Origin of the sequence: Komagataeibacter oboediens, assembly GCF_018491655.1 — a bacterium.
GTDB lineage: Bacteria > Pseudomonadota > Alphaproteobacteria > Acetobacterales > Acetobacteraceae > Komagataeibacter > Komagataeibacter oboediens.
Genome location: NZ_JABLUU010000001.1, coordinates 150,045 through 165,742, shown reverse-complemented (window position 1 = coordinate 165,742; position 15,698 = coordinate 150,045). Strand labels below are relative to the sequence as shown.

General features: G+C 64.0%; 10 protein-coding genes and 1 tRNA gene. 5 read left to right on the top strand and 6 right to left on the bottom strand.

The window, feature by feature from the left end; all coding sequences use genetic code 11:
* Positions 1-60: 60 nt before the first annotated feature.
* From lptB to HNO79_RS00675, 6 genes are all read right to left on the bottom strand, one after another.
* Positions 61-840: an LPS export ABC transporter ATP-binding protein gene (gene lptB / locus HNO79_RS00700; protein ID WP_010513800.1), complete on the bottom strand. Its 780-nt coding sequence runs from the start codon at positions 838-840 to the stop codon at positions 61-63.
* Positions 837-2,129, bottom strand: coding sequence for an LptA/OstA family protein (locus HNO79_RS00695; RefSeq protein ID WP_214164336.1), 1,293 nt, complete (start codon positions 2,127-2,129; stop codon positions 837-839). Before HNO79_RS00695 ends, lptB begins: the two co-directional genes overlap by 4 nt.
* Positions 2,129-2,869 (bottom strand): LPS export ABC transporter periplasmic protein LptC, encoded by a 741-nt coding sequence (lptC, locus tag HNO79_RS00690; protein ID WP_214164337.1) that lies wholly within the window; start codon positions 2,867-2,869, stop codon positions 2,129-2,131. Before lptC ends, HNO79_RS00695 begins: the two co-directional genes overlap by 1 nt.
* Complete coding sequence (locus HNO79_RS00685) at positions 2,866-3,918, bottom strand: KpsF/GutQ family sugar-phosphate isomerase (protein WP_214164338.1); 1,053 nt, start codon at positions 3,916-3,918, stop codon at positions 2,866-2,868. Before HNO79_RS00685 ends, lptC begins: the two co-directional genes overlap by 4 nt.
* A gap of 52 nt (positions 3,919-3,970) precedes the next feature.
* Entirely contained in the window at positions 3,971-4,618 is a 648-nt protein-coding gene (locus HNO79_RS00680; protein WP_010513795.1) for a ribonuclease D, read from the bottom strand.
* A 250-nt stretch (positions 4,619-4,868) separates the two neighbouring features.
* Positions 4,869-4,955 (bottom strand) — tRNA-Leu (locus tag HNO79_RS00675).
* A gap of 225 nt (positions 4,956-5,180) precedes the next feature.
* Between HNO79_RS00675 and HNO79_RS00670 the strand changes: the two genes are divergently transcribed.
* From HNO79_RS00670 to HNO79_RS00650, 5 genes are all read left to right on the top strand, one after another.
* A complete protein-coding gene (locus HNO79_RS00670; protein WP_214164339.1) occupies positions 5,181-6,074 on the top strand; it encodes a complex I NDUFA9 subunit family protein in 894 nt (297 codons plus the stop codon).
* Positions 6,075-6,239: 165 nt separating this feature from the next.
* Positions 6,240-7,694, top strand: a complete 1,455-nt coding sequence (locus HNO79_RS00665) for an NAD(P)-dependent oxidoreductase (RefSeq protein ID WP_048855346.1) — start codon at positions 6,240-6,242, stop codon at positions 7,692-7,694.
* 5 nt (positions 7,695-7,699) lie between these two features.
* Entirely contained in the window at positions 7,700-12,229 is a 4,530-nt protein-coding gene (gene gltB, locus HNO79_RS00660) for a glutamate synthase large subunit (RefSeq protein ID WP_372380137.1), read from the top strand.
* Between the two features lie 196 nt (positions 12,230-12,425).
* Positions 12,426-14,279 carry a M3 family oligoendopeptidase gene (locus HNO79_RS00655; RefSeq protein ID WP_214164340.1) on the top strand — a complete coding sequence of 618 codons (1,854 nt, stop codon included), beginning with the start codon at positions 12,426-12,428 and terminating at the stop codon, positions 14,277-14,279.
* Positions 14,260-15,651: an ABC1 kinase family protein gene (locus tag HNO79_RS00650; RefSeq protein ID WP_029329359.1), complete on the top strand. Its 1,392-nt coding sequence runs from the start codon at positions 14,260-14,262 to the stop codon at positions 15,649-15,651. Before HNO79_RS00655 ends, HNO79_RS00650 begins: the two co-directional genes overlap by 20 nt.
* Positions 15,652-15,698: the final 47 nt, after the last annotated feature.

The window sequence follows — 15,698 nt, the reverse complement described above, 5'->3', positions numbered from 1 at the left end:
TTTTCCGATGATCGGCCCCTTGCATGCACGCCCCGGCGCACAGGGTGGGCGCATAAGGGTCTATAGCGTGAATTTTTCACCCAGATAGACGCGGCGCACGTCCTCGTTCGCCACGATTTCCTCGGGCCGGCCTTCCGTCAGTACCTGACCGCTGTGCATGATGTAGGCCCGGTCGATCACTTCCAGCGTTTCACGCACGTTATGGTCGGTAATCAGCACGCCGATGCCACGATCCTTCAGATGTGCCACAAGGTCACGGATTTCGCCCACCGCGATGGGGTCGATCCCGGCAAGCGGTTCATCAAGCAGGATGTAATGCGGCTGGCTGGCCAGCGCGCGGGCGATTTCCAGCCGTCGCCGCTCCCCCCCCGACAGGGCGAGGGATGAGGAATGCCGCAGCCGCGTAATACCGAATTCCCCCAGCAGGCCATCGAGCATCGTCTGCCGCCGGTCGCGGTCGGGTTCAACGATCTCCAGCGCGGCCATGATGTTCTGTTCAACATTCAGGCCACGGAAAATACTTGATTCCTGCGGCAGGTAGCCAATGCCCATCCGGGCGCGGCGGTACATCGGCAGCTGCGTGATGTCCGCGCCATCCAGCGTGATGGTGCCCATGTCCGGGCGCACCAGCCCCACGATCATGTAGAAGCTGGTGGTCTTGCCCGCGCCGTTCGGGCCCAGCAGGGCCACGGCTTCGCCACGCTGCACCTGTAGCGAGACATCGCGCACGACCTGCCGTTTTTTGTAGCTCTTGCCGATGCCACTGGCGATCAGCCCCGTTTCCGGTGGGGCAACCGGCTGTTCGGTGGTGGACTGTTCCACCGGGGATGTCGTGTTCATCGTGCAGATCCCTTGTCACCTTTGCCCGCCTGGTTCGGAATGACCAGGCCGCTCACCCGTGATCCGGGGTTGTCGGTCAGTGTCGCGATATCGGTGTGCATGTTCACGATGGCGGACGTGCCGCTGACCTGATTTTCCCCACGGGTGATATGCACGTTGCCAACCAGCCGGGCAATGCCTGTATCGGGCACGTACACGCCCCGGTCGCCGGTTATGGTTTCGGTGCGGGTGCGGATCACGATATGGCCGAAGGCATCGACATGGTCGATCGTGCCCGCGCCGGGGGCGGGACGGTCATCAACATCAGCGTTTTCCGACGGGTTCTTTCCATCGGGATGGGTTGCATCCCATTCGCGGCGCGGATGGCTGCGCTGCGCCTTTGGCCTGTCATATCCGACCAGTACGTCCGCGCGCAGCTGGCGTCCGTCATTCGTGGTCATGGTGGCGTTGCCGCGGGCGACCGACATGTGGTCGTGCGAATGGTATTCCAGTACGTCGCGCGCGGTCAGGATGTCCTGTGGCGTCGTCATCTTCAGGTGCTGGCCGGTCATGACCAGAATGGCCTGGTCCACGTCATACACCGCATGGTCACCCCATGCCTGGTCATTCATGTTGAAGGCATGGACATGGCCGACGGCTTCCAGGCGGTAGACTTCGCTCGCGCCGCCACCGGGGCCGTTGCCATCCCCACCACCTGCGGCGGTGCCCGTTCCGGTGGCCGCCGGCCCGCCCGGCGCGCCCGCGGGTGCCGGCGCGTCCGGCGTGGGCATGTCCTGTGGCAGCGTGTCGGATGTGGTGGTCAGGCTGGTATCCACATCAGGGTCAGCGCCGGTAGGGGCGGCAGGTGTGGCCGACGGCGCAGGCGGTCTGGTCGTCGCGGTCGCGCCATCCGGGGCCTGGGATCCGTCATCCGTTATGTGGGGGCGGCGGGTTTCCGGCGGCGGGGCGACCCCCAGATGGGCCGCCAGCGGTGCATCGGCCCCCGGTGGCCTGGCGTCCGTAGCCTGCGGTGCGGCGGGTGTGGCCTGTCCGGTCGGGGCGGTCGCAGCCTTCTTGCGGTAGAAGGCGATCAGCCGGTCCGCACGCACGGTCATGTCGCCACGGATGGCCTGCGCGCGGTCATAGGCCGTGACGGTCTGCGCGTTCTGGTCCCAGTCGAAGCCACCGGCGGCGGTGACATTGATCTGCTGCCCATGGGACATGTCCAGCCCCTGCGCCATGACGGGATGTGCCGCCACCAGCCCCACAAGGACGCCGCCAAGCGACAGGCGGAATGTTACGCGCGCCATCAGTTCGATCTTTCCGCTGCGTTGAGGATCATGCGGCCCGGCCCGCGAAACAGCATGATGCCGCCGCGTGTGTCCAGCATGCCGCCCTGTACGTCAATTTCGCCAATCGGGCCTTCACCATGGATCCAGCTGTCGGTGACGATGATGTTGTGGCGCATGTCCACGTCGGCCGAGGGGCTGAGCATGAGGGCCCCGTCATTGCGGTAAACCGTGACATCATGCGTCAGGTCCAGAAGCTGCGCATGCTGGATATAGACGCCGTCGCGCGCGGTGACATACATCCAGTTTCCATTATCCATCAATGTATCGGCGGCGGGGTTGCTCAGGTCAATCCGTTCGGCTGAAATCTGACGCGCCTCGTCCGCCGTGACCATGTAGGGACGGCCATGATCGTCCAGCCCGCGATAGGTGGGGTTGAGCATGCTGCCGCTTTTCACGCGCACATGGCTCATCTGTGCCATGGTGCCGGTATGCATGATGACCGCGCGCTGCACCGCAGGCCATGCCGCAATGGACCCCAGCAGGATAAGCGCCAGAAGCGGCAGCATCCATTTGGCGGACCGCATGATCGCCTGCCGCCGTGCGAGGTCGGCGGCATTGGGCAGCAGGCGTGTGCGGGTTGACTGGTCGAATATGCTGCGCTGGCGTTCGATGTCGGCCGCGCTGCGGGCGTAGTCCTCACGCTGGATCTGGTTGGGATCGGTCCCGTCGTCCCTGTTGTCGTCCGGCTGATCGGTCATGCAACGCCAGCACGAAGCAGGTCATGAAGGTGGAGGATGCCAACGGGATGGTCGTTGCCGTCCAGCACGAAAATGCTGGAGATGGGACGGGGCCGGTCGTTCATGATGCGCAGTGCCTCCGCCGCCAGCACGTCGGGGCCGATGGTCTGTGGCTTGGCATTCATGATGTCGACGGCACAGGTGTGGTCCAGATCCTGTTCCAGCGCCAGACGCAGGTCGCGGTCCGTAATCAGGCCGGTCAGGCGGTTGTTCGCGTTCACTACCCCCATGCAGCCAAAGGCCTTGCGGGTGATTTCCATGATGACCTGCCGCAGCGGCATGCCAGCCGGGCCCAACGGCATGGCGTCGCCGGTATGCATCAGTTCGCTGACCCGGCGCAGCTGTGGCCCCAGCCGGCCGCCGGGGTGGAAGATGCCGAAATCACTGGCGCTGAACCTGCGGCGCTGCAGCAGCACGATGGCCAGCGCATCGCCCAGCGCCAGCTGCATGGTGGAACTGGTGGTGGGGGCCAGTCCGTTGGGGCAGGCTTCAGGCGTATGCGGCAGCGGCAGCACGATATCGGCCGTGCGCGCCAGCGTGGACCCCGGGACCGACGTCATGGCGATCAGCAGCATGCCAAACCGGCGGGTATGGGAAATGATGTCGGCCATTTCCTTCGTTTCGCCGGAATTGGAAATGGCAAGCACCGCATCCCCGCGCTGCAGCATGCCCAGGTCCCCGTGCGATGCTTCGGCCGGATGCACGAAAATGGCGGGCGTACCGGTGGAGGCAAGGGTCGCCTGGATCTTGCGCCCGATATGCCCCGATTTGCCAATGCCCGTCACCACCACGCGCATGTTGTCCGCCAGGATGCGGTCCACCACCTGGACAAACGCCGTACCCAGCCCCGTTCGCCCATCGGGGCCGGAGTCTTCCATCGCCGCGATCATGGCCTGCAGGCCGGCGGATTCGGTGCGCAGCACGCTGCATGCCTCGCTCAACATGCGGGCATGGGCCTGCGACATGCTTTCTGCAATGGCGGGGAGGGAGGGGGAAAGGCTGCTGTTCATGCCGGGTCTGTATTGTCGTGAAATGGGTCCCGGTCAAACGCGGGAACCATTATCAGGCTGCGCGATGCGCGAAAATATCCGGTTCTTCGTATCCCAGGATATCCAGACGCGCGCGGGTTGGAAGGAAATCGTAACAGGCCTGCGCCAGTTCACGGCGGTTTTCACGGTGCAGCAGGGCCTCAAGCTTTTCCCACAGCGCATGCAGGTACAGCACGTCGGACGCGGCATAGGCCAGCTGTTCGGGTGTCAGGTCAGGTGCCCCCCAGTCAGATGTCTGCTGCTGCTTGCTCAGCTCCACACCCAGCAGTTCGCGGCACAGATGGGCCAGTCCGTGACGGTCGGTATAGGTCCGCACCAGCTTGGAGGCGATCTTGGTGCAGATGTTCGGCGCAACCGTAATGCCAAGGGTATGCTGCAGGATCGCAACGTCGAAACGGGCGAAATGCATGAGCTTGGGCCGCTGGGGATCAGTCAGCACGCGCACGAGGTTGGGGCAGTCTGCCGCCGTGGCGCCGCGCGGCATCTGTACCAGGTGGGCATGACCGTCCCCCGCGGAAAGCTGCACCAGGCACAGCCGGTCCCGGTGCGGGTTCAGGCCCATTGTTTCCGTATCAACGGCCACGGCGCCGGGAAACGTGACCCCGGCCGGCAGGTCGCCGCGATGGAAATGGATGGCGTCGGGGGCCGGGCTTGCAGCCATATAAAAAATGCTCCGTCACGATGGTCGGCTTCACGGTGGCAGGTCTGGAACGCAACCGCAAGGAAGGCGATCCGTTGTGTCGCAGTCCCATCCGTTCCGGCCGCGGGGTGCGGGCCTGCCCGTGAAGTCAGGTCGTCGTGGGCGGTTTACACCAATTTGCGCGGGGAGACAGACAAAAAGATAACGGGACAGTCCCGAATGGGCTGTCCTGTCCGTCCCCGGAGGGGAGTATCATTATTTTTCAGAGAGATGGTGCCCAGAAGAAGACTCGAACTTCCACGACCTTGCGGCCACAGGTACCTGAAACCTGCGCGTCTACCAATTCCGCCATCTGGGCTCAGAGGCTCCCCAGCGGAGGCCGCCGGGGTGGTGTGAGGGGTGTTTAGTCCGGCCCGGCGGTACGGTCAACAGGGGAAATGCATTTTTTTGAAATCAGGCGCATTTTTTTCTTTTTCCCGCCCGGCATGTCCAGACAGCAGGGGAAGAATTGACTGTCTGGCGCGGCTGGAAAATGGGAAAATGGCAGGCAGCGCAAATCATGCGCCACAGATGGGAGCAGGCTATGACGCGTAAGGTGGCGACGGTTTTTGGCGGGGCCGGGTTCGTGGGGCGGTCCGTGGTGGGACGTCTGGCGCGCGCGGGCTACGTGGTGCGCGTGGTCGGGCGCACGGCGGCGAAGGCGGCGACGCTGCGGATGCTGGGTGATGTGGGGCAGGTGGTGCCTGTCGTTGCCTCCATCATGGACGAGGCGGCCTGCGTCGCCGCGATCGAGGGAAGCGAGGTGGTCATCAACCTGGTGGGAATCCTCTCCCCCTATGGCGCCGAGACGTTCGAGGCCATCCATGTGGAAGGGGCCGGGCGTGTGGCGCGACTGGCTGCGGCATCAGGGGTGGGGCGCCTGATCCATGTCTCGGCGCTGGGGGCGCAGGTCAGCAGTGCCTCCGCCTACGCCCGCAGCAAGGCGGAGGGGGAATGCGCGGTCAGCCGCGCCATGCCCGAAGCCGTGATCGTGCGGCCATCGCTGATCTTTGGCGTGGACGGACCCATTCCGGCCATGTTCGCGCGCATGGCGCGGTTCATGCCCATCGTGCCGGTCTTCGGGGCGGCGACACGGTTCCAGCCGGTCTGGGTGGGGGACGTGGCCGAAGGTCTGGCCCGTATTGCAACAGGCGCGGACATGGCGGGAGCCATTTTTGAATTTGGTGGCCCGAAGGTCCTGACCATGCGCGACATCGTGGCGTGGGCCGCGCGGTGGGGCGGGCACCCGCGCCCGCTATTCGCGGTGCCGCGCTGGCTTGCCACCCTTCAGGGGGCAGTGCTGGAGCACCTGCCCGGCCATGTGCTGACGCGCGACCAGGTCCGGCTGCTGTATATCGACAACATCGTGGCCCCCGGCGCGCGCACGCTGGATATGCTGGGCATTACCCCATCCCCCATGGGGCTGGTTATGGGATGATGGTCCTGAAACTTCGGATTTTCGGGAATTTCTGGCGTTTTCTTTAAATAAGGTCAGTACTGCTGTCTTTTATTCGTGCGGGGGGTTGCGTAGGTCTGTCCCTCGCTGCGGGTACGTGTCGCGTGCCCATGGCGTCCTTCCATTATGCAGACCAGGGGCAGACCGATGGCCGAGCGCATGCTGAAATTCGTCTCTGTGGCGCAGGAGCAGCCGGACAAACGGCCTGCCGAGGCGCGCCGCAAGGACTTCAACGAGATTTATGACGAATTCGTGCCTGCAAAGGCCGAAACGCAGGCCTCGCGCTGTTCACAGTGCGGGGTGCCGTTCTGTTCGGTGCACTGCCCGCTGGGCAACAACATCCCCGACTGGCTGATGATGACGGCGGCGGGACGGATGGAGGAGGCGTACGAACTGTCGTCCGCCACCAACACCTTCCCCGAAATCTGTGGCCGCATCTGCCCGCAGGACCGTCTGTGTGAAGGCAACTGCGTGATCGAGGAAGGATTCGAAAGCGTCACCATCGGCGCGGTCGAACGCTACATTACCGATACCGCCTTCGATAATGGCTGGGTGAAGCCGGTGAAGCCGGTGGTCGAGCGCGATGAGAGCGTTGCCATCATCGGTGCCGGTCCCGGTGGCCTTGCCGCCGCGGTCCAGCTGCGTGAGCAGGGCTATCAGGTCCATGTCTATGACCGTTACGACCGGATCGGCGGCCTGCTTATGTATGGCATTCCCGGCTTCAAGCTGGAAAAGGACATTGTCCTGCGCCGTCACCGGCTGCTGGTGGACTCGGGCATCCAGTTCCATCTGGGCAAGGGCATTGGCGACACGGACGGCGCGGACAGCATTGCGTTTTCCACCCTGCGCGCGCGCCATGACGGCGTGCTGATCGCAACGGGTGTGTACAAGTCACGCGATATCGGCGGTCCCGGTGCGGGGCTGGGTGGCATCGTGCGTGCGCTGGATTACCTGACGGCGTCCAACCGCGTCTCGCTGGGTGATACGGTTGCGGAATATGACAGTGGTGAGCTGAACGCGGCGGGCCGGTCGGTCGTGGTCATTGGCGGTGGCGACACGGCCATGGACTGCGTGCGCACCGCCATCCGGCAGGGTGCGAAGTCGGTTAAATGCCTGTACCGCCGTGACCGTGCCAACATGCCCGGCTCGGTGCGTGAGGTGAAAAACGCCGAGGAAGAAGGTGTCGAGTTCGTCTGGCTCGCCGCGCCCCAGGCGTTCGAGGGCGAAGGCAGCGTGACCGGCGTGCGCGCCAGCCGCATGAAGCTGGGCCTGCCCGACGCCAGCGGCCGCCAGTCGGTCGAACCGGTGGAAAACAGCGCGTTCACGCTGGAAGCCGACCTGGTGGTCAAGGCGCTGGGTTTCGATCCCGAACCGCTGCCCACGCTGTGGGGCCAGCCGGAGCTGGAAGTCTCGCGCTGGGGCACGCTCATGGTGGATCGGAAAACGTTCATGACCAGCCTGCCTGGCGTCTTCGCCGCAGGTGACATCGTGCGCGGGGCCAGCCTGGTGGTGTGGGCCATCCGCGACGGGCGCGACGCGGCAGCCCAGATGCACGCGTGGCTTGAGGAAATGACGGCCGCACGGGCCGAGGTGGCGGAGTAAGCATGATGGACCAGTTTGAACACCAGCCGACCGATTTCGTGCAGGAATGGGAAGACAACGCACAGGCCATTTCCGGTCTGTACAACCCCGCCGATGAACATGACGCCTGCGGCGTGGGCATGGTTGCGGCACTGGATGGCAGGCCGCGCCGCGACGTGGTGGAAGCGGGTATCGCGGCGCTCAAGGCCGTGTGGCACCGTGGCGCCGTCGATGCCGATGGCAAGACCGGCGATGGCGCGGGCATCCATGTCGAGATCCCGCAGGACTTCTTTGCCGATGCGATCCATGCCGGTGGTGCGGAAAGCGGCGTGGACAGCCAGATCGCGGTGGGGATGATCTTCCTGCCCAAGACCGATATCGCGGCACAGGAACGCTGCCGCCAGATCATCGAAAGCGAGATCCTCGCCTTCGGCTACAGCATCTATGGCTGGCGTCAGGTGCCCATCAACACCGATTGCATCGGTGAAAAGGCCAACGCCACCCGTCCCGAGATCGAGCAGATCCTGATCCGCAACCTGCCCGGCAGCACGGAAGACGAATTCGAGCGCGACCTGTATGTGATCCGCCGCAGGATCGAAAAAAGCGCGATCGCCAATCAGGTCGATCTGTATGTGTGTTCGCTGTCGTGCCGGTCGCTGATCTACAAGGGCATGTTCCTGGCCGAACACCTGACGGAATTCTATCCCGACCTGCTCGACCCGCGTTTCGTCAGCCGCTTCGCCATCTATCACCAGCGGTACTCGACCAACACCTTCCCGACATGGAAGCTGGCCCAGCCGTTCCGCAGGCTGGCCCATAATGGTGAGATCAACACCATTTCGGGCAACGTCAACTGGATGAAAAGCCACGAGACCCGTCTGGCCGATCCCATCCTCGACCCGTACATGGATGACCTGAAGCCCGTGGTGCAGGCGCAGGGGTCGGACACCGCGTGCTTTGACAACGTGTTCGAACTGCTGACCTTCGCCGGTCGTGACGCACCTATGGCGCGCTGCCTGATGATTCCGGCCAGTGTCGGCGGCAATTCCGCCATGCCGCAGCGCCACAAGGACATGTATTCCTACTGCAATGCCGTGATGGAACCGTGGGACGGCCCGGCCGCCCTGTGCGCTACCGACGGGCGGTGGATGGTTGCAGGACTCGACCGCAGTGGCCTGCGTCCGCTGCGCTACACCATTACGAATGGCGGCCTGCTGATCGTGGGTTCCGAAACCGGCATGGTGAAGGTGCCCGAGGCCGAAATCGTCAGCCGTGGCCGCCTTGGGCCGGGGCAGTCGCTGGCGCTCGACCTGAAAACCGCGAAGCTCTACAGCAACGAGGAACTGCTTGATGAACTGTCGGGACGGCAGGATTTCTCGGCCTGGGTGAAGCGGACGCAGGAAATCTCCAGCATTGTCCGCCCCGATGGCAGCGAACCCGTGCTGTATGACGCCGAAACCCTGCGTCGCCGCCAGCTTGCCGTTGGCCTGACGCTGGAAGACCTTGAAACCATCCTGCAGCCGATGGTGGAAAATGCGTCCGAAGCCATCGGGTCGATGGGCGATGATACGCCGCTTGCCGTGCTGTCCAGCCGTTATCGCGGGCTTGCGCATTACTTCCGTCAGGCATTCAGCCAGGTGACCAACCCGCCCATCGACAGCCTGCGCGAAACGCGGGTGATGAGCCTGGTGACGCGCCTTGGCAACCTTGGCAACATCCTGGAGGAAAGCGAAAGCCAGTGTGACCTGCTGCAGCTTCCCTCCCCGGTGCTGACCACGGGTGAATTCCAGGCGCTGGCCGATTTTTGTGGCAAGAATGCCTGTACCATCGACTGCACCTTCCCTGCGGCGGATGGGGAAGCGGGCCTGCGTGCCGCCATCGCGCGCATTCGCGCCGAAGCCGAGGACCGCGTACGCCAGGGCTGTACCCATGTGTTCCTGACGGATGAACACCAGTCGGGTGACCGCGCCTATATTCCCATGATCCTTGCGACGGCGGCGGTGCATACGCACCTTGTGCGCCAGTCGCTGCGCACGTTCACCTCGCTGAACGTCCGGTCGGCGGGTGCGCTGGATGTGCATGCGATCGCGGTGACGATCGGGGTGGGGGCAACCACGGTCAACCCGTACCTTGCGCAGGAAAGCATTGCCGACCGCCACCGTCGTGGCCTGTTCGGCAAGCTGACGCTGAGCGAGGCGGTGGAGCGGTACCGCAAGGCGGTCAACAAGGGCCTGCTGAAGATCATGTCCAAGATGGGCATTTCCATCGTGGCGTCGTATCGTGGTGGCTACAATTTCGAGGCCATCGGGCTGTCGCGCGCGCTGACGGCGGAATTCTTCCCCGGCATGCCCTCGCGCATTTCCGGCATCGGCCTGACCGGCATCGCGCGCAATGTGCTGAGCTTCCACCACAAGGCGTGGAACAAACACGTTGAAACCCTGTCTGTCGGTGGCCGCTACAAGCTGCGCCGCAGTGGCGAGGTGCATGCGTTTGACGGCAATCTGATCCATATGCTGCAGACGGCAGTCTCGACCGGCAGCTTCTCGGTCTACCAGCGGTATGCGGACGCCGTACGCCGCCAGCCGCCGGTTGCCCTGCGTGATCTGCTGGATTTCCGTGGCGGGCGCACGCCCATTCCCGTGGAATCGGTCGAAAGCATTACCGAACTGCGCAAACGCCTGATCGCGCCCGGCATTTCGCTGGGTGCGCTCAGCCCCGAAGCGCACGAGACACTGTCGATCGCCATGAACCGCATCGGTGCCAAGTCCGATTCGGGTGAGGGCGGGGAAGACCCGGCGCGTGCGAAGCCGCGCCCCAATGGCGATAACGCGTCATCCGCCATCAAGCAGATCGCGTCGGGCCGGTTTGGCGTGACCGCGCAGTACCTCAATGACTGCCGCGAGATCGAGATCAAGATGGCGCAGGGTGCGAAACCGGGTGAGGGCGGGCAGCTTCCCGGCTTCAAGGTCACCGGCCTGATCGCGAAGCTGCGGCATGCGACGGAAGGCGTGACCCTGATCTCGCCCCCGCCGCATCATGACATCTACTCGATCGAGGATCTGGCCCAGCTCATCTACGATCTTAAGCAGATCAACCCCGAAGCCACCGTGACCGTGAAGCTGGTCGCGCGTTCGGGCATCGGCACGATCGCGGCAGGCGTTGCGAAGGCCAAGGCCGATGCAATCCTGATTTCGGGCCATTCCGGCGGCACGGGTGCCAGCCCGCAGTCCTCGGTCAAATACGCGGGCATGCCGTGGGAACTGGGGCTGGCGGAAGCGCATCAGGTGCTAATGCTGAACCGCCTGCGTCACCGGGTGAAGCTGCGCACCGATGGCGGGCTGAAAACCGGGCGTGACGTGGTGATTGCCGCCATGCTGGGCGCGGAGGAGTTCGGCATCGGCACGGCCAGCCTTGTCGCCATGGGCTGCATCATGGTCCGTCAGTGCCATTCCAACACCTGCCCCGTTGGCGTGTGCACGCAGGATGACGAACTGCGTCGCAAGTTCGAAGGCACGCCGGAGAAGGTGATCAACCTGTTCTCCTTCATTGCCGAGGACGTGCGCAATATCCTGGCCTCGCTGGGCTTCACCTCGCTGAACGAGATCATCGGTCGCACCGACCTGCTGCATCAGGTGCTGCGTGGCGCAGATTATCTGGATGACCTCGACCTCAACTCGCTGCTGGCGCAGGCCGATCCCGGCCCCTATGGCCGCTATTGCACGCGTGAGGGCCGCAACGAGGTGCCCGAGACGCTGGATGCGCAGATGATCGCCGATGCGCGCCCGCTGTTCGACCATGGCGAGAAGATGCAGCTGCAGTACAACGTGCAGAACACGCATCGTGCCATCGGCACGCGCATTTCCTCGCTGATCGTGCGGCAGTTCGGCATGGCCACGCTGGCGCCGGGCCACCTGACGGTGCGGCTGCGTGGATCGGCCGGGCAGTCGCTGGGCGCGTTCGCGGTGCAGGGCCTCAAGCTTGAGGTGCTGGGTGACGCGAACGACTACGTTGGCAAGGGGCTGTCGGGAGCGACCATCGTGGTCCGTACCTCGCCGTCTTCCAGCCTTGTATCGAACGAGAATGCGATTGTCGGCAACACCGTCCTGTATGGTGCGACCGCAGGCGCGCTGTATGCGGCAGGGCAGGCGGGCGAACGCTTCGCGGTGCGCAATTCGGGGGCGACGGCCGTGGTCGAGGGCTGTGGTTCGAACGGGTGTGAATACATGACCGGCGGCACGGTGGTGATCCTGGGTGAAATTGGCGACAATTTCGGCGCGGGCTTCACCGGTGGCATGGCCTTTGTCTATGACGCCAGCGGCACGTTTGCCGAACGGGTCAACCCCGATACGGTCATGTGGTGCCGGGTGCAGGACCCGAAATGGGAGGCCATGCTGCGTGAACAGGTGGAAACCCATGCCCGCGAAACCGGCAGCCGTTATGCCGAACTGCTGCTGCATAACTGGGACAAGACCCTGCCGCGCTTCTGGCATGTCGTGCCCAGGGAGTATGCGCGCGTGATCGGGTTCGAAGCCCCGGCCATGGCGCGTGGCGCCTGAATGCAGGGCTGATTTCACTATTGCATGTGCGTGATGGAGCCGGGCAGGACTGTCCGGCTCCATCTGTATTCAGGGCAGAATATCGATGGGCGGGGTCGCGCAGCGCGTCGGGACGCACTAGATTCATCACATTGGGAATCGCGGGGCAGGCGCAGGTGCGCAGGCTTCGCCCGATCTGATGGTTGGTGCTCGATCTATGTCCAAAGCGTATTTTTCCGCCCCCCAGGCCGGTGCTGCCGGCATTTCCCCCGTGCATGGGGATGCAGGCCAGCCCTCAGGCGGCGCATCCGCACTGGCCGGTCTGCCGCGCTGGGACCTGTCGGACCTGTATGACGGGCCGGATTCGGTGCGGCTGGCAACCGACCTTGATCAGGCGGATGAGGACGCGCAGGCCTTTTCACGCATATGGCAGGGGCGGCTGGCGGCCGTGCCGGGGTGCGAACTGGCGCAGGCTATTGCCGAATACCAGCGGATTGATGAAGTGCTGGGCCGCGCGGGTTCCTATGCCCAGCTTCTGTTCGCGGCCAATACGTCGGATTCCGACGTGGCGCGGTTCGCGCAGTCGATCAATGAACGCCTGACCGCGATTTCCACGCATCTTCTGTTCTTCACGCTGGAGCTCAACCGGATTTCCGATGATGCGCTGGCGGCGCAGATGAGTGACCCGGCCCTTGCGCACTGGGCGCCTTTCCTGCGCGACCTGCGGGTGTTCCGCCCGTATCAACTGTCCGATGAGGTCGAGGCGGTCCTGCATGAAAAGTCCGTCACGGGGGCGGCTGCATGGAACCGCCTGTTTGACGAGACGATGGCCGGCCTGCGGGTGCGTGTGGGCGGTGCGGATACCACGCTGGGCAACGCGCTGGACACCATGTCCAGTCCCGATCGTACGGTGCGCGAACACGCCGCCCACGCCATTGGCGATGAACTGGGCCGCAACGTGAAGCTGTTTTCGCTGATCACGAACACGCTGGCCAAGGACAAGGCCATTGTGGACGGTCTGCGCCATTACCCGCGCCCGACGACGGCGCGCAACTGCGCCAACATGGTCGAGGATGAAGTGGTCGACGCGCTGGTGCAGGCCGTGACCGAGGCCTATCCCCGCCTGTCCCACCGCTATTATGCGCTGAAGGCCAGGTGGCTGGGGCTGGAAAAACTGGAATACTGGGACCGCAACGCACCGCTGACCACGCAGGATGAACCGCTGATCCCGTGGGCGGAGGCGACAAGGCAGGTCATGGCCGCCTATGAAGGTTTCGACCCCCGCATGGGCACGGTGGCGAAGCAGTTTTTTGATCATGCATGGATTGATGCGCCCCCCGTGCCAGGCAAGGCGTCGGGGGCGTTCGCCCATCCCACCGTGCCGTCGGTGCATCCTTACCTGCTGCTCAATTACCGTGGGCGCACGCGCGACGTGATGACGCTGGCGCATGAACTAGGCCATGGCGTGCACCAGGTACTGGCGGGAAAGCAGGGCTACCTTATGTCCAGCACGCCGCTGACACTGGCGGAAACTGCCAGCGTGTTTGGCGAGATGCTGACCTTCCGTGCCCTGCTGGATGCCCAGAGCGTCCCCGCGCGTCGCAGGCTCATGCTGGCGGCAAAGGTGGAGGACATGCTCAACACGGTCGTGCGGCAGATCGCCTTCTACCGGTTCGAGATGCTGGTGCATGAGGAACGCCGAAAGGGCGAACTGCTGCCTGCGCGCATTGGGGAAATCTGGCGCCAGACACAGGTCGAAAGCCTTGGCCCGGCCTTCAATTTCACGCCAGATTATGATGTGTACTGGACCTACATTCCCCATTTCATCCATTCACCGTTCTACGTGTATGCCTATGCCTTTGGCGATTGTCTGGTAAACGCGCTATACGGGGTGTTCCGGTCCGGTCATCCGGGGTTTCAGGACAAGTACCTCGACATGCTGAAGGCTGGCGGGACCCTGCGGCATCGTGAACTGCTGGCCCCCTTCGGGCTGGATGCGGCGGACCCCGGCTTCTGGCAGAAGGGGCTGGATGTGATCGCCGGATTTATTGATGAACTGGAGCGTGTCTGACGTGGCGGATGAACGGAATATCGATAATACCGGCCTGTTTGGTGAATTCCGCCGCATGGTGCGCACGTCCGGCACGGTCGGCGGCATTGCCGCGCGTATCGCCGGGCACAAGATGGGCTTCCGCTCCAACCAGACCATCCATGCCGAGGACCTGAAAAGCGTCCTTGGCGGGCTGAAGGGGCCGCTCATGAAGGGCGCGCAGCTTCTGTCCACGATTCCCGGCGCTCTGCCCGAGGAATATGCCAAGGAACTGGCGCAGCTTCAGGCCAATGCGCCCCCCATGGGCTGGAACTTCGTCCGTCGCCGTATGTCGGCCGAACTTGGCCCGAACTGGGAACGCAATTTCCGCTCCTTCAGCCGCGAGGCCTCGGCGGCCGCAAGTCTGGGGCAGGTGCATCGCGCGGTGCTGCCCGACGGGCAGCAGGTCGCGTGCAAGCTGCAGTACCCGGACATGAAATCGACGGTCGAATCCGACCTCAAGCAGTTCCGCATGGCGGTCAACCTGTTCTACAGACTCGACAGCACCATCTGTCAGGATGACGTGCTGGAAGAACTGCAGGACCGGCTGTATGAGGAACTGGACTACCTGCGGGAAGCCGCGAACATGCGGCTGTACCACCTGATGCTGGCGGAATTCGGGGATGTCACCATTCCCCGGCCGGTGGACGCGCTGTGCACCCAGCGCCTGCTGACCATGGAATGGGTCAATGGGCAGGGCATCCAGAAAGTGCTGGACGCCAATCCCACGCAGGAGGAGCGAAACAGCATGGCGCGCGCATTGTTCCGTGCGTGGTACGCGCCGCTGTACCGGTATGGTGTCATTCATGGCGACCCGCACATGGGCAACTTCACCGTGCGCGACGATTACGGCATCAACCTGCTGGATTTTGGTGCCATCCGGATTTTCCCCTCGCGCTTCGTACAGGGCATCATCGACCTGCATAAGGCGATCGAGACGGATGACGAGGATCTGGCGATGCATGCGTATGAAGCATGGGGTTTCGCCAACCTGTCGCGCGATACGATGCGGGTGCTCAACGAATGGGCGCGCTTCATCTATGGTCCGCTGCTGGATGACCGTGAGCGCTTCATTCAGGAAGACAACGACCCGCAATATGGCCGCGCCGTGGCCGAACGCGTCTATAACGGCCTGAAACGCACGGGTGGCGTGCAGCCCCCGCGTGAATTCGTGCTGGTGGACCGCTCCGCCGTGGGGCTGGGCAGCGTGTTCCTGCGGCTGAAGGCCAGGGTGAACTGGCACGAACTGTTTCAGGAACTGGCGGGCGACTTCAACGAAGCCGCACTGGCCCGCAGGCAGGCCGAAGCCCTGCGCGCTGCGCGGGTGCCGGCGCCGCTCGGGTCACGGAACTGAAGAAAATGGGGACGATCCGGCCGCACCGGCCTCTTGCGCCACGGCGG